19 protein-coding genes are annotated in these 20,310 nt (G+C 52.0%); 14 read left to right on the top strand and 5 right to left on the bottom strand.

Translation table 11 applies throughout. From position 1 onward, the window contains the following. Positions 1-36: 36 nt before the first annotated feature. From gltB to B3355_RS09160, 3 genes are all read right to left on the bottom strand, one after another. Positions 37-4,686, bottom strand: a complete 4,650-nt coding sequence (gltB, locus tag B3355_RS09170) for a glutamate synthase large subunit (protein WP_414683417.1) — start codon at positions 4,684-4,686, stop codon at positions 37-39. 418 nt (positions 4,687-5,104) lie between these two features. Then, positions 5,105-6,385: a glutamate-1-semialdehyde 2,1-aminomutase gene (gene hemL, locus B3355_RS09165; RefSeq protein WP_292782938.1), complete on the bottom strand. Its 1,281-nt coding sequence runs from the start codon at positions 6,383-6,385 to the stop codon at positions 5,105-5,107. 100 nt (positions 6,386-6,485) lie between these two features. Continuing rightward, positions 6,486-7,502, bottom strand: a complete 1,017-nt coding sequence (locus tag B3355_RS09160) for a S1 family peptidase (RefSeq protein WP_292782935.1) — start codon at positions 7,500-7,502, stop codon at positions 6,486-6,488. A gap of 152 nt (positions 7,503-7,654) precedes the next feature. Here B3355_RS09160 and B3355_RS09155 point away from each other — a divergent pair, with 152 nt between their 5' ends. Further along, the gene (locus tag B3355_RS09155; RefSeq protein WP_019883731.1) at positions 7,655-8,395 is read left to right on the top strand and encodes a dienelactone hydrolase family protein; all 741 of its coding nucleotides are present in this window, start codon (positions 7,655-7,657) and stop codon (positions 8,393-8,395) included. A gap of 170 nt (positions 8,396-8,565) precedes the next feature. Then, positions 8,566-10,080 carry an NADP-dependent phosphogluconate dehydrogenase gene (gene gndA / locus B3355_RS09150; protein WP_019883730.1) on the top strand — a complete coding sequence of 505 codons (1,515 nt, stop codon included), beginning with the start codon at positions 8,566-8,568 and terminating at the stop codon, positions 10,078-10,080. Positions 10,081-10,339: 259 nt separating this feature from the next. Here gndA and B3355_RS09145 read toward each other — a convergent pair whose 3' ends face one another. After that, the gene (locus B3355_RS09145; RefSeq protein ID WP_024930922.1) at positions 10,340-10,525 is read right to left on the bottom strand and encodes a hypothetical protein; all 186 of its coding nucleotides are present in this window, start codon (positions 10,523-10,525) and stop codon (positions 10,340-10,342) included. Positions 10,526-10,860: 335 nt separating this feature from the next. Between B3355_RS09145 and thiS the strand changes: the two genes are divergently transcribed. The 6 genes from thiS (at position 10,861) to ubiA (ending at position 15,070) form a co-directional block, all read left to right on the top strand. Then, entirely contained in the window at positions 10,861-11,064 is a 204-nt protein-coding gene (thiS, locus tag B3355_RS09140; protein ID WP_292782926.1) for a sulfur carrier protein ThiS, read from the top strand. A 58-nt stretch (positions 11,065-11,122) separates the two neighbouring features. Then, positions 11,123-11,905 (top strand): thiazole synthase, encoded by a 783-nt coding sequence (locus B3355_RS09135; RefSeq protein WP_292782923.1) that lies wholly within the window; start codon positions 11,123-11,125, stop codon positions 11,903-11,905. A 2-nt stretch (positions 11,906-11,907) separates the two neighbouring features. Beyond that, positions 11,908-12,291, top strand: coding sequence for a Co2+/Mg2+ efflux protein ApaG (gene apaG / locus B3355_RS09130; protein ID WP_019883725.1), 384 nt, complete (start codon positions 11,908-11,910; stop codon positions 12,289-12,291). A gap of 125 nt (positions 12,292-12,416) precedes the next feature. Then, complete coding sequence (locus tag B3355_RS09125) at positions 12,417-13,616, top strand: murein transglycosylase A (protein ID WP_292783043.1); 1,200 nt, start codon at positions 12,417-12,419, stop codon at positions 13,614-13,616. A gap of 14 nt (positions 13,617-13,630) precedes the next feature. Beyond that, on the top strand, positions 13,631-14,176 hold the full coding sequence (locus B3355_RS09120; protein ID WP_292782918.1) for a chorismate--pyruvate lyase family protein: 546 nt from the start codon (positions 13,631-13,633) through the stop codon (positions 14,174-14,176). Between the two features lie 21 nt (positions 14,177-14,197). Next, the gene (ubiA, locus tag B3355_RS09115) at positions 14,198-15,070 is read left to right on the top strand and encodes a 4-hydroxybenzoate octaprenyltransferase (protein ID WP_292782915.1); all 873 of its coding nucleotides are present in this window, start codon (positions 14,198-14,200) and stop codon (positions 15,068-15,070) included. On the opposite strand, the gene B3355_RS09110 is transcribed toward ubiA, so the two are convergent. Next, positions 15,053-16,705 carry a type IV pilus assembly protein FimV gene (locus tag B3355_RS09110; RefSeq protein ID WP_292782912.1) on the bottom strand — a complete coding sequence of 551 codons (1,653 nt, stop codon included), beginning with the start codon at positions 16,703-16,705 and terminating at the stop codon, positions 15,053-15,055. The genes ubiA and B3355_RS09110 overlap by 18 nt on opposite strands. Positions 16,706-17,044: 339 nt before the next feature. Here B3355_RS09110 and rplM point away from each other — a divergent pair, with 339 nt between their 5' ends. The 6 genes from rplM to erpA all read left to right on the top strand — a co-directional run bounded on the left by rplM (position 17,045) and on the right by erpA (position 20,283). After that, positions 17,045-17,473: a 50S ribosomal protein L13 gene (gene rplM / locus B3355_RS09105; RefSeq protein ID WP_019883720.1), complete on the top strand. Its 429-nt coding sequence runs from the start codon at positions 17,045-17,047 to the stop codon at positions 17,471-17,473. A gap of 22 nt (positions 17,474-17,495) precedes the next feature. Beyond that, entirely contained in the window at positions 17,496-17,888 is a 393-nt protein-coding gene (gene rpsI / locus B3355_RS09100; RefSeq protein ID WP_019883719.1) for a 30S ribosomal protein S9, read from the top strand. A gap of 116 nt (positions 17,889-18,004) precedes the next feature. Then, on the top strand, positions 18,005-19,051 hold the full coding sequence (argC, locus tag B3355_RS09095) for an N-acetyl-gamma-glutamyl-phosphate reductase (protein WP_292782906.1): 1,047 nt from the start codon (positions 18,005-18,007) through the stop codon (positions 19,049-19,051). Beyond that, positions 19,051-19,413 (top strand): hypothetical protein, encoded by a 363-nt coding sequence (locus tag B3355_RS09090; RefSeq protein WP_019883717.1) that lies wholly within the window; start codon positions 19,051-19,053, stop codon positions 19,411-19,413. Before argC ends, B3355_RS09090 begins: the two co-directional genes overlap by 1 nt. Before the next feature lie 68 nt (positions 19,414-19,481). Further along, complete coding sequence (locus B3355_RS09085) at positions 19,482-19,874, top strand: bactofilin family protein (RefSeq protein WP_019883716.1); 393 nt, start codon at positions 19,482-19,484, stop codon at positions 19,872-19,874. Positions 19,875-19,926: 52 nt separating this feature from the next. Continuing rightward, positions 19,927-20,283: an iron-sulfur cluster insertion protein ErpA gene (gene erpA / locus B3355_RS09080; protein WP_019883715.1), complete on the top strand. Its 357-nt coding sequence runs from the start codon at positions 19,927-19,929 to the stop codon at positions 20,281-20,283. The last annotated feature ends 27 nt before the right edge of the window (positions 20,284-20,310 follow it).

Genomic DNA, 20,310 nt, shown 5'->3' with positions numbered 1-20,310 from the left:
CCCGCGCGAGGCGGGGCATACAATTAACAAAAACGATTAAGCGGCTTGTTTGGCAGAAGCTGCAGCCATTTCGGTCAGTGCGCGTTTGTATTCGTTAGGGAATACTTTGACGAATTTCGCACGTGAGGCCGGCCAGTCAGCCAGAAGTTCTTTTGCCCGCGGACTACCGGTCAGCGCCAGGTGCTGCTCGATCAAGCCTTTCAGAATCACTTCATCAGGCTGGCCCAGGTGCTGCACTTTGCCGACATCGGCTTCAGCGGCTTCCACTTTGTCCAATGACACCATGCTCATATTGCAACGTTGGGCAAATTTGCCATCAATGTCGTAAACATAGGCAATACCGCCGCTCATCCCCGCTGCAAAGTTCTGGCCGGTTGGACCCAGGACCAGCACAGTACCGCCAGTCATGTATTCACAGCCGTGGTTACCCACGCCTTCAACCACCGCCGTTGCGCCGGAGTTACGGACGCAGAAGCGCTCGCCTGCGACGCCGCTCAAGAAGCTCTGACCAGTCGTTGCACCGTACATGACGGTATTACCGACAATAATGTTCTCGTAAGACAAACCGCGGAAAGTCGCTGGTGGCTTGATGATGATGCGACCACCACACAAACCTTTACCCACGTAGTCATTGCCTTCGCCGGTCAGTTCAAATGTAATGCCTTGAGCCAGGAATGCCGCAAAGCTCTGGCCGGAGGTGCCGGTGAATTTGACGCTGATGGTGTCGTCAGGCAAGCCTGCATGACCATAACGGCTGGCGACTTCGTGTGACAGCATGGTGCCCACGGTACGGTTGGTGTTGACGATAGGCAACGCAATGCTGACTTTTTCGCCTTTTTCCAATGCCGGTTTTGCCAGTTCAATCAATTGATTGTCCAGGGCTTTAACCAGGCCATGATCTTGCACGTCATTGTTTTTGCGCGACACGCTGGCTGGCATTTCTGGCAAGTGGAATACCTTGCTGAAGTCCAGGCCATTGATTTTCCAGTGCTCAATCCCGGCTTTCATGTCCAGCAAGTCTGCGCGGCCAATCAGGTCTTCAAACTTGGCAATGCCGATGCTGGCCATCAGTTCACGTAACTCTTCTGCTACAAAGAAGAAGTAGTTCACCACATGTTCTGGTTGACCGGTAAATTTCTTACGCAGCTCAGGGTCTTGTGTCGCCACGCCAACCGGGCAAGTATTCAGGTGACACTTACGCATCATGATACAGCCTTCAACCACCAGTGGTGCGGTGGCAAAACCAAACTCATCTGCACCCAGCAAGGCGCCGATCAGTACGTCACGGCCGGTTTTCATCTGGCCATCGACTTGCAGCACAACACGGCCACGCAACTGGTTCAATACCAGGGTCTGCTGGGTTTCGGCCAGGCCGAGTTCCCATGGTGTACCAGCATGTTTGATTGATGAAATAGGGGAAGCACCCGTACCACCGTCATGGCCTGCGACCACAATGTGGTCGGACTTGGCTTTGGCTACACCAGCCGCCACGGTACCGATACCTGTTTCAGACACCAGTTTCACAGAAATAGACGCTTTTGGATTGGCGTTTTTCAGGTCGTGAATCAGTTGTGCCAAATCTTCGATCGAATAAATATCGTGGTGAGGCGGTGGGGAGATCAAACCTACGCCAGGCACTGAGAAACGCAGTTTCGCAATGTACGGCGATACTTTATGGCCTGGTAATTGGCCGCCTTCACCTGGTTTGGCGCCTTGTGCCATCTTGATCTGGATCTGGTCGGCGCTGCTCAGGTATTCAGCAGTCACGCCAAAACGGCCAGAAGCCACTTGCTTGATGCGTGAGCGCATGGAGTCGCCCGCTTTCAAGGCCACATCGGCTTCAATCAGGTCGCTACCCAGCACTTTGGCAATGCTGGAATCTATTTGTACTGGAATAAAGCGTTTAACGTCTTCACCACCTTCGCCGGTGTTGGACTTACCGCCAATGCGGTTCATCGCCACTGCCAGTGTGGCATGTGCTTCGGTGGAGATTGAGCCCAGTGACATGGCGCCAGTCGCAAAGCGTTTGACGATGTCTTTGGCAGGTTCAACCTGATCCAGCGGAATGGCTTTGCCAGCTGCTTTGATTTCAAACAGGCCGCGCAAGGTCATGTGACGGCGGGTCTGGTCATTAATCAGCGCAGCATATTCTTTATAGGTATCGTATTGACCGGTGCGGGTAGCATTTTGCAATTTGCTGATGGATTGCGGTGTCCACAAGTGCTCTTCACCACGCACACGGAAGGCATATTCGCCACCTGCTTCCAGGGCGTTGGACAATACCGGGTCGGTACCAAAGGCCTGACTGTGCAAGCGTACGGTTTCTTCGGCAACCTGTTCCAGACCGATACCTTCAATCTGGCTGACGGTGCCGGTGAAGTAGTCGTTAACGAATTGGCTGTTCAAGCCAATCGCTTCGAAAATCTGTGCGCCACAGTAAGACTGGTAGGTCGAGATACCCATTTTGGACATCACTTTGTACAAGCCTTTACCGATTGCCTTGACGAAGTTCTTGCCCGCTTTTTCAACATCGCTGGTCATGGTCTTCATGGTTTCATATACCAACCATGGGCACACTGCTTCGGCGCCGTAACCTGCCAACAGGGCAAAGTGGTGTACCTCACGGGCAGAGCCGGTGTCGATCACTAAGCCAGTGCTGGTGCGCAAGCCCGCTTTAACCAGGAACTCATGCGTTGCAGAGCAGGCCAGCAAGGCTGGAATGGCGATACGGCTGGCAGATACACTGCGGTCAGATAAAATCAGCACGTTGTAACCGTCATGCACGGCTTTTTCGGCCTGGTCATGCAAGATGTCCAGGGCCTGTTTCATGCCTGCTTTACCAAGGGCTGCATCATAAGTCAGGTCCAGCACGATGGATTTGAACTGGCCTTTGGTCAGTGACTCGATCTGTTTGAGTTTTTCCAGACCATCCAGGCTCAATACCGGTTGGCCACTTTCCAGGCGCAATGGTGGGTTGGTTTCGTCAACCGCCAACAGGTTCGGTTTAGGGCCGATAAAGGTCACCAGCGACATCACCAATTCTTCACGAATCGGGTCAATTGGCGGGTTGGTTACCTGTGCGAACAACTGCTTGAAATAGTTGTACAAGGTTTTGGCCTTGTTGGACAACACTGGCAGCGCCGCGTCGTTGCCCATGGAGCCTGAGCCTTCTTCACCGTTATCCAGCATTGGCTGCAGTACAAACTTCAGGTCTTCCTGGGAATAGCCGAAGGCTTGTTGCGTATCCAGCAAATCCGCATTCAGGCTGACTTCTCCGCTACCTACATTCGGCAGCTCGGTCAGGTGGAAGCGCGTTTGCTCAATCCATTGACGGTAAGGCTTGGCTTGCGCCAATTCAGTTTTTACTTCTTCGTCGTCAATGATGCGACCTTGCTCCATGTCGATGAGCAACATTTTGCCCGGCTGCAAGCGCCATTTTTTAACGATTTTTTCTTGCGGGAAAGTGATCACGCCCATTTCAGACGCCATCATCACGATGTCGTCTTCAGTCACCAGGTAGCGCGCTGGACGCAAACCGTTACGATCCAGGGTCGCACCAATCATTTTGCCATCGGTGAACGCCACGGCAGCCGGGCCATCCCATGGCTCCATCAGCGCGGCGTGGTATTCATAGAAAGCGCGACGGTCTTCATCCATTAATGGATTGCCAGCCCAGGCTTCCGGGATCAGCATCATCATGGCATGCGGCAGGCTGTAACCACCGGCGACCAGCAACTCCAGACAGTTGTCAAAACAGGCGGAGTCAGATTGGCCTTCGGCAATCAGTGGCCACAGTTTTTCCAGATCTTCACCCAAAACGGCGGATTTCATGGTTTCGTGGCGTGCCGCCATCCAGTTAACGTTGCCTTGTACGGTGTTAATTTCACCGTTGTGCGCAATCATGCGGAATGGGTGGGCCAAATCCCAGGCCGGGAAGGTGTTGGTAGAGAAACGCTGGTGTACCAGGGCCAAAGCCGAGACCACGCGCGCATCTTTCAGGTCGGTATAGTAGATACCTACTTCGTTCGCCAGCAGCATGCCTTTATAGACAATGGTGCGGGAAGAGAAAGAAGGCATGTAAAACTGTGCTTTGTCTTGCAGGTTGAGCGCGCGAATCGCATGCTCAATACGTTTGCGAATCACAAAACATTTGCGTTCAAAGGCAGTGCTGTCTGCTGTGGTGCTGGCAATAAATACCTGGCGCATCACCGGCTCAACGGCGCGCGCTGCATCAGCGATATTGCTGTTGTCGACAGGCACATCGCGCCAGCCCAGCAGTGTTTGGTTTTCTTCAGCGATGATTTGCGCAAAAATGGCTTCGCACTTGGCGCGGTTATCTGCATTTTGTGGCAAGAAAGCCTGGCCCACAGCGTATTGGCCTGTGGCTGGCAGGGTCATGCCCAATTTGGCGGCTTCTTCACGCATGAAGGTGTCAGGCATTTGCATCAGCAAACCAGCGCCGTCACCCAGTTTCGGGTCATAACCTGTTGCGCCGCGGTGCGTCAGGTTATCCAGTAATTGCAGGCCCTTGGCGACGATATCGTGGCTTTTCTGCCCTTTGATATGGGCAACAAAGCCCACGCCACAGCTATCCTTTTCGTGGCGTCTGTCGTATAAACCCTGAGATTGGGGAGCTAAACCAAACTGGTCGTCCAGAGCGGTTGCGGTATCTTGAGAAGCACTCATCACGTTGTTGTCAGACTGCATGTCCATTGCCAGATTCTTCACTTACAAAACATTTGGAGGAACCTTCAATGATACCGTTAAAGTTTAGCAATTTCAATTGTTTAGCCTGCGTTAAATAACGGATAAATCTATTTTTTTATCTTAATTGAGAATGGTTTTTATTTACCCGTGAAAAATGGCAGCAGAGACCGAAGTTTGGCGGTTTTTACGGCGGCAGTTGCGCACGCCGTGTATGAGATGTGCGCTGTTTTAATTGAGGAAAGTGGGCTTTTACGGATTGACGTCTTGAAATAAGGCGCGCATTTGAGGTGTCTTATTTAAGTGCCCAATGTGGGGCTTGTTCTTTTGTGCGGTCAGCTGGTTTTATTTGCATCATGCGGCACACCGGCGGATGGGGGTGCCGCATGATCAAGAGGGATTACAGGCTTGCGAAAGCGATTGCTGCCGCCTGTACTGTTTGCGCGATATCTGCATCGGTATGTGCTGCTGAAACAAAACCTGCTTCAAAGGCCGATGGGCCGAGGTAAATGCCGCTGTCCAGCATGCTGTGAAAGAATTTGTTAAAGGCGTTTTTGTCTGCCTGCATCATCTCTGCATAGCTGCTTGGGTGGCTGGCACTGAAGTACAGGCCAAACATACCGCCGACACTCTGTGCGCTAAACGTCACGCCAGCGGCCTGCGCTGCCTGGGTCAGGCCTGCGGTGAGCTTGGTTGTTTGTGCGGTTAGTTTTTCATAAAAATCAGGGGCTTGAACCAGTTTTAAAGTGGTCAGGCCTGCTGTGACCGCCACCGGATTGCCCGAGAGCGTGCCTGCTTGGTAGACCGGGCCTAATGGCGCTAATACACTCATAATGTCTTTGCGGCCACCAAAAGCACCGACCGGTAAGCCGCCGCCGATGACTTTGCCCAATGTTGTCATATCGGGTGTGATGCCATACAAGGCTTGTGCGCCGCCGAGGGCCACGCGGAAACCGGTCATCACTTCGTCAAAAATCAGTACCGTGCCGTGCTGGGTGCACAGTTCACGCAGGGTTTGCAAGAATTCCTGATGTGGCACGATCAGGTTCATATTGCCAACAACGGGCTCCAGAATCACGCAGGCGATTTCATCGCCGATGCTGGCGAAGGTGTCTTTGAGCATTTGCGTGTTGTTGTAATCCAGCGTCAAGGTGTGGGCAGCCACTTCTGCGGGTACGCCAGCCGAGCTGGGTTCGCCAAAGGTCAGCAAGCCAGAACCTGCTTTTACTAATAAAGCATCGGCGTGGCCGTGATAACAGCCTTCAAATTTGATGATTTTGCTGCGTTTGGTAAAGCCGCGCGCAACGCGGATGGCGCTCATGGTGGCTTCGGTGCCGCTGCTGACCAGGCGTACTTGTTCCATGCTAGGCACCAGCGCGTTGAGTAGCTCGGCCATTTCCAGTTCAAGGCCGGTGGGTGCGCCGAAGCTCAGGCTGTTGGCAGCCGCTTGCTGCACGGCGGCGATGACTTCAGGATGCGCATGCCCCAGGATCATGGGGCCCCAGGAGTTGATGTAGTCGATATATTCCTTGCCATCGACATCCCACAGTTGGGAGCCCAGGCCTTTTTTAAAAAAGATGGGCGTGCCGCCCACGCTGCGAAACGCGCGTACTGGCGAGTTGACACCGCCTGGAATCAGTTGCTGGGATTTTTCAAACAATTGCTGGTTGCGAGAGGTCATGGATTATGCAATCTGGTAAACATCAAAAAAACGTATTCTATCAGAGCGAGCAGGCTTGATCATGCTGGTGTAGATCGCTAGTGCAAATCGCTGCAAATCATTAGTGAAGCTGTTGCAGGCGCTGTTGAATGTCCGGCCAGGCCTGGCTGTCCAGTTGCTGGATATGCTGCTCGGCATTACTTAATAATGTGAGCTGTTGTGTTTGTTGCGCCAGGATAGCCAGACCGCTCCAGGCATCAAGATGCGCTGGCTGCAAGCTAACCGCACGTTCATAGGCTTGTTGCGCAGCGGCAGCCTGGCCTTGGCCATGCAGTGCACTGCCCAGGTAAAAACTGGCTTCTGCCGATTGCGGCTCCTGGGCCAGCCATGCGCGCGCAATGCCTTCTAATGCTTGCCAATCCCCGGTTTGATAAGGCTGTACCACTTGCATCAAATAAGGGCGTGCATCCGCAGGCAAATCCCAAAAGGCGGTGGCATCCGGCACGGTGGTGGTTGCGGCGCGCTGTTGCATCAGGTTTTTTATCCACTCTACAGGCAAACTGTAAAAATACGCATCCTTACCTGGGCTTTTAAACGTACTCAGAGATACCAGCTCGCCCGCCTGGTTGAAGGTCGGGCTGCCACTGGAGCCCATAATAAAAGCAGCATCCGTGCGTACAATGAGGCTGCCGTCGTAAGGATATAAGGCACGCACCTTGCCTGCGATGGTTTGTGGTTTCGGTGGGCCGCCTGGAAAGCCAATCGAAAACACGTCATCCCCATAATGCAGAGAGGCGGCTGAAGCGAGTTTGACCGCTGGTAATTCAAGGTATTTGAATTTTAGCAGGCAAATATCATGTCGCCAGTCGGCAATCATCTCGACCGGACTCATACTGTCGCCAAACTTCGAAATGCTGATGCCGTTGCTATTCGCGACCACATGGCAGTTGGTGGCGACCGTATCTTTATCAACAACGACGCCACTGCCGACGCCATGGCCACCGCTATTGGTCAAGGCGTGCACTTTCACCACCGAAGCTTTCAGGTGGTAAACCAGGTCAAGGTCAGGCTGGGCATGCGCTGCCTGTGCCAGCAGCCAGCAGGTCATTAAGGTAAAGAGATAAGGCAATAAGCGCATATGAACTCCCGGTATAGGATTGCGGGTCGTGATTGCAATCTGTTTTTGATTCAAAAATGCAAAAAATTCTCATTCCGGCCCATAAACCCAGTGAAAAGCCGTGCAAACAGCGCTAGAATAGCCGATATTTTTGATTGTCTTAAGGATTTACCATGCTGATTACAAGCGAAATCGTCGATTTGAACACTCCAACCGGAGTGATGCGTACTTATGTACATCGTCCAAAACACGATGGCAAGGTGCCTGCGGTTTTGTTTTACTCTGAAATCTTTCAGCAAACCGGCCCGATTGAACGTGCTGCACGCTTTTTAGCTGGCCATGGTTATGCCGTGCTGGTGCCAGAAGTGTTTCATGAATTAAACCCGATTGGTACCGTCCTGGGCTATGACGACGCCGGCCGCGATAAAGGCAATGCTGACAAGATGGCTAAAGACGTACAAGCCTATGACACTGACAACCGTGCCATGATTGATTACCTGAACGCACAAGCCTGGTATGACGGCAATTTGGGTGCGGCTGGTTTCTGTATCGGTGGCCACCTGGCTTTCCGTGCCGCGTTGCAGCCAGAAGTCAAAGCCACCGCCTGTTTTTATGCCACCGATTTGCATACCAATATTATTCCAAACAAACCAGGCCAGCACAGCATGGAGCGCGTTAACGAGATCAAAGGCGAATTGCTCATGATCTGGGGCAAGCAGGACCCGCATATCCCTGGCGACAAGCGCGCTGAGCTATATAACCGCTTTGCGGCTTTGCCTGGTTTGCATTACACCTGGCATGAATTCAATGGCCAACATGCCTTTATGCGCGATGAAGGTGAACGTTATGATGCGCAGTTGGTCAACCTCGGGTATCAGTTGACCTTGCAAATGTTCGGAAACGTACTCAAGTAAGTGATTGCTAGCAAACTTGAGTGAAAGAAAACTATGGTGCTGAATATGTCATGCCAGTTGCGAATTTCAAAACAACGAGCATGCGGTATTCAATACATACCCTAGTCCAAGCACAGGTCAAAAGCCTGTGCTTTTTTTTCAACTAAATTAACCATTTATTAGAGATAACTATGACTATAAAAAATGCGGATATTGGATTGGTGGGATTGGCAGTGATGGGCCAAAACCTGGCACTTAACATTGCGGATCACGGCTATACCATTGCGGTCTATAACCGTGACCCCAAGAAAATGCTGAACTTCATCGAGGAATGCAAAAAGAATGAGCCTTCGCACGAGCGCGTGGTGGGTCATGCCGATCTGGCTTCTTTTGTATTAAGCATCAAACGTCCTCGTAAAATTGTGCTGCTGGTGAAGGCCGGTAGTGCGACGGACGTAACGATTAACGCTTTGCTGCCTTTTCTGGAGCAGGGTGACATTATTATTGATGGTGGCAATGCCTTGTGGACGGACACTATCCGTCGCGAAAAAGAGCTGGCTGCCAAAGGCATCGAGTTTATTGGTTCTGGTGTTTCCGGTGGTGAAACCGGCGCCCGTTTTGGTCCTTCCCTGATGCCATCCGGCACACGCAAGGCCTGGTCTAGCCTGGAGCCGATCTGGCGCGATATCGCTGCTAAAGTCGACCCTGTGACTGGTGCTCCATTAGAAGGTGGCGCACCAGGCAAGCCGGTGGTGGGTGGCTTCTCTTGTGCCGAGTATATCGGCCCGGACGGTGCTGGCCATTATGTGAAAATGGTGCACAACGGCATTGAATACATCGATATGCAGTTGATTTGCGAAGCCTACTGGCTGATGAAGAACCTGCTGGGCATGCCAGCAGACGAAATCGGTAAAGTGTTTGCCGAGTGGAATAAAGGGGAGTTGTCCAGCTTCCTGATTGAAATCACCGCTGATATCCTGCAACAAAAAGATCCTGCCGGTAAAGGCTTCCTGGTGGACCAGATCCTGGATACGGCTGGCCAGAAAGGCACCGGTCAATGGACCGCCGCCAACGCACTGGAATTGGGTGCGCCTGCGAATGCGATTGCCGCTGCGGTATATGCGCGCGCCTTGTCCAGCCTGAAAGAAGAGCGCGTCGAAGCGAGCAAGATCCTCAAGGGCCCGGCGATTGTGCAAGAGAAAGACAAAGCGGCCATTATTGAGGCGATCAAGAATGCCTTGTATTGCTCAAAAATCTGCGCCTATGCACAAGGCTTCCAGCTCATCGACAAGGCACAAGTGGCTTACAACTGGAAACTCAACTTCGGTGAAATTGCCCAGATCTGGCGTGGCGGTTGTATCATCCGCGCGCGTTTCCTGCAAAAAATCACTGATGCCTATGCATTGAACTCACGCCTGAAAAACCTGATGCTGGATCCATACTTCACCAATGCGATGAATGAAGGCCAGGCTGGCTGGCGTAAAGTGATTGCGCTGGCGGTGACCAATGGTATCCCGGCGCAAGGCTTTGCGGCCGCGTTGGCTTATTATGATGGTTACAGAAGTGCAGATTTGCCAGCAAACCTGTTGCAAGGTCAGCGTGACTACTTTGGCGCGCATACCTATGAGCGTAAAGACCAGCCGCGCGGTCAGTTCTTCCACCTGGATTGGCCAGAAGCTGGTCGTCCGCAATTGGCGATTGAGTAGGTGCTTTGCCGGGTGCCAGCAATGGTGCCCGTAGCATGCATAGATAAGTCGGATGCATAAACAAAAAGATGGCGCTGGTCGCCATCTTTTTTGTTTTCTATCTTTAATATTTGTCGCCTTGCCTGAAGTCTCAGGTTTGGAGGGAGCAAGGGCCGCTACAGGCTGAATAAGGTCAGTGTATGACACTCAATGCATGTTTCTGCATTGAGTCAGAAATCGTGACCCGCTACCGGGTCTTGCGCCAGCTAAAGATGCGTGATTAAACGCAGTCGCAGCTGGATTCCAGAAAGCGGTGTAACTCGTTAATTGCTTTCGTGTGTTGCTGTGCTTCAATAGCCGCTTTTGCATCTGCCAGGTTGGCGGCGGTATTCAAGCTTGGTGCATAAATTTCGTCCACTAAAAAAATTTTGGACGGACTTGCCTGGTGTGACTGTGCGATTTGCATTTCAATATTCCTTTTGGGATTTCCAATATTCGGGGCACAAAACGACGAATTGTGTTCGTCGTGCATGTGGCGCCAAAATTAACAAAAAGTTCCTTGTACAGCAATGTGATATCCGCCGTGATGACCAAACTTGTCAATTTCTTACGACATATTTGTATTGCTACAACATACAAGCAAACATGGTGCCATGTTTAATGACCTTAACGCATACCAATCCTGTTAGGATGACAGGGCTTGAATGGCGCCTGAAAAAAGACCGCACATGAAAAACTGAAAGCCAAATGTGCTGATTTTTCGTAAAATATCGGCTTGATCAATCAAAAATGAAGAGCAGCATGCAAATTTTTGTCAACGGTAAGGCTACGCCACTGCCCGCAGAGGCCATGAGTGTGCTGGCGCTGGTAGAGCATATGCAGCTCACTGGCAAGCGCATTGCCATCGAGCGCAATGGCGATATTGTGCCGCGTGGCCAATTTGCCGAGGTGCAATTGCAGGCGGACGATAAACTGGAAATCGTGGGTGCCGTTGGCGGTGGCTAGTCACCGACTGCTGATATAGATGATTGAGTTAAACGCATTGAATAGAGAGTTTTTGAATATGAATGACGCTTTGGTAATCGCCGGTAAGTCTTATCAGTCCCGCCTGTTGGTGGGCACCGGCAAATATAAGGATTTCACGCAGACGCGTGCAGCCATTGATGCCAGTGGTGCAGAAATTGTCACCGTGGCCATCCGCCGGACCAATATTGGCCAAAATGCTAACGAACCCTCTTTGCTGGATTATTTGCCGCCCAGTGAGTTTACCTATTTGCCGAATACGGCTGGCTGCTATAGCGCTGATGATGCCGTACGTACATTACGCCTGGCGCGTGAGTTGCTGGATGACCATAGACTGGTCAAGCTGGAGGTGCTGGGTGACCCTAATACTTTATACCCGAATGTGATGGAGACGATTGCCGCTGCCAAAACCCTGGTAAAAGAGGGGTTTGAGGTGATGGTGTATACCTCGGATGACCCGATTATTGCCAAGCAGTTAGAGGATATCGGCTGTGTGGCGGTGATGCCGCTGGCCTCACTGATTGGGTCGGGCATGGGGATTTTAAACCCGTGGAACCTGCAGATTATTATTGAAAGTGCCAAGATCCCGGTGCTGGTTGATGCGGGTGTGGGCTGTGCCTCTGATGCGGCGATTGCCATGGAGCTGGGCTGTGCCGGGGTGCTGATGAATACGGCGATTGCTGCGGCGCGTGACCCGGTGCTGATGGCGAGTGCCATGAAAAAAGCGGTTGAAGCCGGTCGCGAGTCATTCCTGGCTGGCCGTATGGCGAAAAAGCTGTACTCTGCCAGCCCGAGCTCACCAACCACGGGCATGATAGGTTAATCATGACGGATACTGGCTTATATGCATGCGAAGTCTCGGTGGTGACCGAGTATTTGACTGCGCAATCATCGCCCGGGGCGGGGCAATATGTGTATGCCTACACCATCACCATCCGCAATACCGGCAAGACGCCGGTGCAACTCATTAGCCGCCATTGGGTCATTACTGATGCCATGCAGCAAGTGCGCGAAGTGAAAGGCCTGGGTGTGGTGGGCGACCAGCCGCTACTGGCACCCGAGGCTGAGTATAGCTATACCAGTAGTGTCATGTTCAGCACGCCTAGCGGTGAAATGTTTGGCACGTATCAAATGGTTGCGGTAGATGGTCACTGGTTTGAAGTGGATATCCCGACCTTTTGGTTACATCAGGCGGCCGGTTTGCACTAACTGTATTGATACTGCTTGCTGAATCCGGCGCATGCATGCGTCACATATCGAAACTGCCAAAGATAAACATTGCAAAAAGCAAAACAGTGATAGCCACCAACCATACTTTTAAATTCTGCCAGGCCATGTTGCTGGCCTCCCTATTTTTTCTGGCGGGTTGTCAAAGCGTGCCGCCCGCGACCAAGCCGCCAGTTATTAAGCCAGCCACGCCAGGCAAACCCGCTGTGGCACCTGCGCCTGAAAAACCAGCGGCGACCAATGTGCCGACGCAGCCTTATGCTTTGTTAAAGGCAGCCAGTTGGACGGATTTGCCCGGGCTGGCCAAAGAGGACTGGGTCACCAGCTGGCGAGCCTGGATGCAAGGCTGCCAGGGGCTCAGAAACAAAGCTGACTGGCAAGCCGTCTGTGCCGTGGCTTTACTGGTCAAGGCCGACGACGCTGCGGCCATACAGGCCTACTGGCAACAGTATTTCAATGTCTATCAGACACAGCAACCTGAAGGTGCGCCGCAAGGTTTGATGACCGGCTATTACCAGCCGGTATTAAAAGGGGCCCGCACGGCCAGCGCACGCTACCCGGTGCCTCTGTATAAAACACCTGCCGACCTGGTGACGGTGAACTTGTCCGGCTTGTTTCCTGAGCTCAAATACAAGCGTGTGCGTGGCCGCCTGCAAGGACAGTCACTCATCCCTTATTACACGCGCGCAGACATCGAACAAGCGCAATCGCCGTTGGCTGGCAGCGAGTTGTTATGGGTGAATGATTCTGTCGAAGCATTTTTCTTGCAGGTGCAAGGCTCGGGGATCGTTGAGCTTGAAAACGGCGAGCGATTGCCGGTGGGCTACGCGGATCAAAACGGGCATCCATATCAATCCATCGGCAAGCTGTTAGTCGAGCGTGGCGAGATGGTGGCGAGTGAAGCTTCCATGCAGGGAATTAAAAACTGGGGGCAACAACATCCTGACCAATTACGCGCATTGCTGGATGCGAATCCTAGCTATGTGTTTTTTAAATTATTGCCTGCAGGTTTGTCTGGACCGCTAGGTGCGCTGGGTGTGCCGTTAAGCGCCGCCCGTAGTATCGCGGTTGACCCGTTTTATATCCCACTGGGGGCGCCAGTCTACCTGGCCACGACTTACCCAAACTCGGAGGCGCCTTTGCAGCAGCTGATGCAGGCGCAAGATACCGGTGGCGCCATCAAAGGTGGCGTACGTGCAGATGTCTATTGGGGTGAGGGCGAGTCTGCGGGCAAGCTGGCAGGCGCGATGCGCCAGCAAGGGCAGTTGTGGGTGTGGTTGCCTAAAACGTTCCCGCTACCACACTAGCTGCTATGCACCGCATGCATGACAGGCAAGATTACGGCTGGCAAGCACATGTGGTTGGTCGGCTACCGTTGCGGCCCTGGTTGCAGGAACGTGGCTCGTTAACCGCTCGATTAAAGCGTCAATATCCGGATTTCTCAGTCAAGGTGTTGTCTCAAGGCTGGCGCAAGCCTAACGTCGATGAGCAGGCAGTGTTACGATTGCCTGCCGCCACCCATGCCTGGGTGCGCGAAGTCATGCTGATGGGGCAGGGGCAGCCGCAGGTATTTGCACACAGCGTCATTGCCCGTAAGGACTTGCGAGGGGCATGGTGCCAATTGCGCAATATTGGGCGTGTGCCATTGGGTGCGGCACTGTTTGCCAATGCCAGTGTGCAGCGTGGTCGTTTACACTACCGAAAATTGTCACCTGCACACCCGCTGTACAAAGCTTTTTACCGTCATTTTCCTGAGCAAGCGCGGCAGGTGCTATGGGCTAGGCGCTCATTGTTTTGCCTGCGGCATTATCGTTTGCTGGTGACTGAAGTGTTTTTACCGTCCTGCGCCCAGCCGCCTGGTCGTTAATCCTTATCAGGAATCCTTTTTATGCAACTTCTCGCCAAATGGCATGCTTATTACCGGCTGACGCGGCTGGATAAGCCTATCGGTATCTGGCTGTTATTGTGGCCTACGCTGTGGGGGCTGCTGATTGCAGGGCAAGGGCAGCCACAGTGGTGGGTTGCCTGTGTATTTGTGCTGGGGACAGTGTTGATGCGGTCGGCAGGCTGTGCATTAAATGATATTGCTGACCGGCATTGGGATGGCGCCGTTGCGCGCACAAACAAGCGGCCGCTGGCGACCGGTGAAATCTCCGTCAAAGAGGCTTACCTGGTCGCCATCGGATTGTCGTTACTGGCGTTTGCGCTGGTTTGTACACTGGGCTGGCAAGTCGTGTTGTGGTCTGTGCCTGCATTGTTTCTCGCCGTCAGTTATCCTTATACCAAACGCTTTTTCGCCATTCCACAAGCCTATCTGGGCATTGCCTTCGGTTTTGGCATCCCGATGACTTTTGTTGCCTTGCAGGGGCAGGTGCCTGCGGTTGCCTGGTGGCTATTGTTGGCCAATGTCTGCTGGTCGGTGGCTTATGACACGGCCTATGCCATGGTCGACCGCGAAGATGACCTCAAAATTGGCATCCGTTCTTCGGCTATCACCTTCGGGCGTTTTGATGTGCTGGCGATTATGGCTTGCTTTGCCGCCATGCTGCTGATTGTGGGCTATGTAGCGCAAGTGCTGGCGCTGGGCTGGCCATTCTGGCTGGGCTGGTGTGTGGCGGTTGCGCAACTGTGGCGGCAATACAGGCTGATTCGTCACCGGCAGCCTGGTGATTGTTTCAAGGCGTTTCTGGAGAATGTCTGGATTGGTGCGGCATTGACCGCCGGGTTGGCAGCCAGTTACTGCTTAGGCGGACTTGCGTAATGTTGAAGGCTCATCCAGTTCGAAGGTGAAATCTGTCCAATACTGGAAGGGCGTGTGTTCAACTGGCGCCAGAATATAAAGATCTTCTGACAGCTGTTGCAACTCACGCAAGTTGCCATTGATCGGTTCTTCATGGTCAGCCGCTTTTGGCGCGGGCGGCACTGCTGGCAAGTTTTGTGTCTGGCAGGCAATTTCTTTCAACAACATCAGGTCTTCAAAGACGCTGCGCTCAAAGCCCATGCGTGGTACCAGTCGCGTGTTGTAAACCAGGTCGTCAATCAAGGCAATCACCTGCGGTGTGCCCCAGGCTTGTTGCAAGGCTTTCATGACGCGCGGGAAGGATTCAATACCTTGTTGCTTCAAGTCCGGCGCGTGCTCCACGTTGAGGTTGAAATGTTTGCGGCATTCGCCGGCAACAATATCAAATTCTTGCTGCTTGCCTTCTTTCGACAGCAGGTCCAGCAAATACAGCCACATCCAGGGTGAGGATTTCGGATGCTTGGCCAAATGCTGCTGCAAATGATCAATCGCCTGATTGACCCGGCCATGTGTGAATAATCGCGAAGCATCTTGCATCACCGCCTGTGTACTTTGCTGCGAGCTCACCTTCAGAGGCACGCCGTGTGGCATCACCGTATCATCGTTGGCATGCATGGGCACTGATTTTAAGCGGCTGCTTGTTTTGGTCGTGGCAGGTGGCTGAGTTAGCGTATTTAAGCCATGTGTGTCACTTGCCTGCTGAGTCGGCAAGACGGTGGCTGAAAAAGGTTTGCCACTCAGTGGGCGCGTCGCCGGGCCCGATGTGCCATCGGTAGGTATAGATGCAGCGTCACTTTGTTTCGCTGTACGGCGTGACTTAATCACTTTTGGCACGGCGGCGTGGCGGCGTAGCCAGTCAGCAAAGAAAAAACCGCTGGCGATCAGCGCGAGCCCCAAGGCAATGACCAGTGTGCGTAATAGGTGATTTTCGTTTTGCAGGTGAGTAAGCTGGGTTTCTAGTGTCGCCAGGATGTCCGCCTGCGCCAGGTTGCTGGCATACAGGACATCAGATTTTGTCTGTAATTGTTTGAAGTTTTGCTGCAAATCGTTAATTTGCGCTTGCAGTGCCGTATAAGCTTCTACTGGGATGGCAGGCGGCGCGGGCGGTGTTTCAACCACTTCTGGTGAAATCACTGCAATGGGCACAGGAGTCGCGTTGCTGATGGGTGGCGTGGCTGCAATAGCGATTGAAACCGTATTGTCGGGCTGAATGGTCACAGTCTGCCGCGTGTGCTGGCAGCGATCAGTCAAGGTCAGTGTCAGCGGGCTGGCAATGGCAGCGTCAGACCACAGCATCAATACGCCCTGCTGGCTACCCAGGGTCGTGTATTCCAGGTGAACAGGGCTGGTCTCTGGCGCTGATTGTTTGGAAGATTGGCTCAGGTTGAAGCAACTGATATCTGTGTCTGCCTGAACATGACTCAGCGGTAGCTGGGCCAATAATGGCTGGCCTGGCGCAGATTCAATCGTGAGTGCGCCAAATTCAGCGGCTTGTAGCAACGATGTAAACGCAAACAGCACGGAAGCACAAAGCCCTCGCCAGCCAGTGGCAGCGCGAAAACGGAGTGATTTAACCTGGTATATGCCTGAAAGCATCTAAAATTATTTTTAGTAGTGTTGCTGCTGTTTAATTAAGTGACTGTGGTTTAAATCAATCTAAAGTAAACGGATGCAGAAAGTCAAAACTTGAGCTAATATAGCATCCGATTGCAATTATCCTTGAAAAAACAAGGCTTGTTTGTGATAAAAGCACGTTTTATATCAAGTAATTTGCCTAATTGATGGCAAAAAAGCCACAAAATAGCTTGCCTCAGTCAGCAACCTGATTCCATCAGGCTGGTTACGATTATTTTAGAATATTTCGTTGACAAGCTTTCTTATGCTGGCATATAATCCGCCCTCTTAATTTATACGCTATAACTCGGTAGTTATAAAATGAAAACTTTTTCAGCAAAATCGCATGAAGTACAACGTGACTGGTTCGTGATTGACGCCACAGACTTGGTATTGGGTCGTTTGGCCAGCGCAATCGCTCATCGCCTGCGTGGTAAGCATAAAGCTATTTACACACCACACGTGGATACAGGCGACTACATCATTGTAGTCAATGCGGACAAAATTAAAGTAACTGGTAACAAAGCGGGTGACAAGCTGTATCACCGCCACTCCGGTTACCCAGGCGGTATCACTACGACTTCATTCTCAAAAATGCAAGACCGTTTCCCAGGTCGTGCGTTGGAGAAAGCTGTGAAAGGCATGTTGCCAAAAGGTCCTTTGGGCTATGCCATGATCAAAAAAATGAAAGTGTATGCGGGCGACAAGCACGAGCACATTGCGCAGCAACCGCAACCATTAACCATCTAATTTAAGACGATTAGGATAAAACATGATCGGTAAATACAACTACGGCACTGGCCGCCGCAAAAGTTCAGTGGCACGTGTGTTCCTGAAGTCCGGCAGTGGCAATATCGTGGTCAACGATAAGCCAGTTGACACATACTTTTCACGCGAAACTTCTCGCATGATTTTGCGTCAACCGCTGGAATTGACTAACAACACAGCAAGCTTTGACATTCTGGTCAATGTGCATGGTGGTGGTGAATCCGGTCAAGCGGGTGCAGTGCGTCATGGCATTACCCGTGCGTTGATTGACTATGATGCAGCTTTGAAGAGCGCATTGTCTCACGCTGGTTTCGTAACACGTGATGCACGTGAAGTTGAACGTAAGAAAGTCGGCCTGCGTAAAGCGCGTCGTCGTAAGCAGTTCTCCAAACGTTAATTTCCAGCGTTTGTTACAAACCTGTTGTGCAAAAAGGTCGCATTGGCGGCCTTTTTCATTTATATTGTTTTACTTTTTATGCATGGGTCGTCATCGAACGCGCATCTGGTAAAGATATGGAAAAAATCAAAGTTGGCATTGTAGGTGGAACGGGTTATACCGGTGTTGAGTTGCTGCGTTTGTTAGCAAGACATCCTGATGTGCAATTGCAAGTGATTACCTCCAGGGGCGAGGCCGGTCTGCCGGTCGCCGATATGTTTCCCAGCTTGCGTGGCGTGATTGATCTTAAGTTTAGTGATCCGGCCACGGTCGATCTGACGCAATGTAATGTCGTCTTTTTTGCCACGCCGCATGGCGTTGCCATGGCACAAACGCCTGCGCTGGTGGCAGCTGGGGTGAAGGTCATCGATCTGGCTGCTGACTTCCGCCTCCAGGATGCTGCTGAATTCGAAAAGTGGTACAAATTGCCGCATAGCTGTACTGACGTATTGAAAGATGCCGTCTACGGCTTGCCTGAGTTGTATGCCGCTGACGTGCAGCAGGCAGACGTCATCGGTAATCCTGGTTGTTACCCGACCACGGTATTGCTTGGCTTAGCGCCGCTACTGGAGCAGGGCTGGATTGATTTCTCCGTACCTATCATTGCGGATGCCAAGTCTGGTGTCTCCGGTGCTGGTAGAAAAGCCGAGGTGGGCACCTTGTTCTCTGAGTCCAGTGATAACCTGAAAGCCTACGGCGTGGCCGGACACAGGCACCATCCTGAGATTCTGGCCCAGTTAAAGAAACTGTCCGGTAACGACGCGGTCAACCTTATATTCGTGCCGCATTTGATTCCCATGATCCGTGGCATGCTGACCACGTTGCATGTAAAACTCAACGCACAGGGCAAGCAGCAAGTGTTGCAGCAAGTCTATGAGCAGCGTTACCAGGGCGCCACTTTTGTGGATGTGATGCCTGCAGGCTCTCTGCCTGAAACCCGCTCGGTACGTGGTGCCAATGTTTTGCGGATGGCGCTATACCCACAGGCAGGCGATTATGTCACAATCGTTGTCGTGCAGGACAATCTGGTCAAAGGCGCATCTGGCCAAGCCGTGCAGAATATGAATTTGATGTTTAACCTGGCGCCGGATGCTGGTTTGCAAGTGCTGCCTTTGTTGCCATAATGATCAGGCCGATACGCAGAAGACTGAGAAACCATTTTGGCCTGACCGCCAAGCAGGTGGCAGTGCGCTCTCATCGGCCCTGGTATTTTCAAAGCATGCTGGCGGTGACCTATGTCGTTATCGGCTTTGCCTTGGCCTACTGGGTGGTGCATGATGATGATGGTGAGCATATACGTCAGCGTTTGCGGCAAGTGACCACCGAAAATATTGAATTACAGAAAAAACTGATTGCCTCGCAGCGGGAATTGCAAGTGGAGCTGGCTACCAGTAACAACCTGGCCAAAACCCTGACGGCGCAGCAGGATGAAAGCATCAAACTGAAAGAAGAATTGGTGTTTTACAAGAATATGACCAAGCGTTAGCCGCCTGCATGATATGGCTGATGCTCAATGGCCATCGCCATTTAAGTTAATTCGGAACAGGAAGTAGCATGTTTTTCAAAAAAAGCGTTCAAATCGACAGTCATATTGATACCTTGATCGGCCATGAAACACAGATTAATGGCAATATGCAATTTGCGGGCGGGTTAAGAGTCGATGGCTTGATTGCCGGGAATGTGATTGAAAAACGTGAGCATCCCAGCACACTGATTATCAGTGAAAATGGGGCCGTGACAGGCGCCGTCGAAGCTTCTAAAATTGTTTTGAATGGCATGATACGCGGCCCGGTGCGCTCTTCAGTGTTTATTGAGTTACAAAGCAAGGCCAGAATCGTGGGTGACTTGTACTATAAATCACTTGAAATGCACACCGGCGCGGTGATTGAAGGAAAACTGATTTACCTGGGGGAGCCATCTGAGGCTGCCGTCCCGGAAGCGACTTGAAATTAAAACTTTCGTCGCCATATTGTTATTGAGAATTTGACAGGAGTCTATGATGACCGCAGAAGCTACCCTTGAAATGCCCGTTCCATTGGTGTTTACCGACAATGCCGCCAAAAAAGTGAAAGAACTGATTGATGAAGAAGGCACGCCAGACCTGAAGCTGCGTGTATTCGTCAGCGGTGGTGGCTGCTCAGGTTTCCAATACGGCTTTACTTTTGAAGAAGAAGTAAACGATGATGATACACAAGTCGATAAAGACGGCGTGACCTTGCTGATTGACCCGATGAGCTTGCAATATTTGGCCGGTGCCGAGATTGATTACACCGACAGCCTGCAAGGTTCACAGTTTGTGATCCGCAACCCGAATGCGACCACTACTTGCGGTTGTGGTAGCTCGTTCTCGGTTTAACGACTGCATTCAGTCATGCGTTTTATG

This window comes from Methylophilus sp. UBA6697 (assembly GCF_002454655.1).
GTDB lineage: Bacteria > Pseudomonadota > Gammaproteobacteria > Burkholderiales > Methylophilaceae > Methylophilus.
This window is presented reverse-complemented; position numbering and strand designations above follow the sequence as displayed.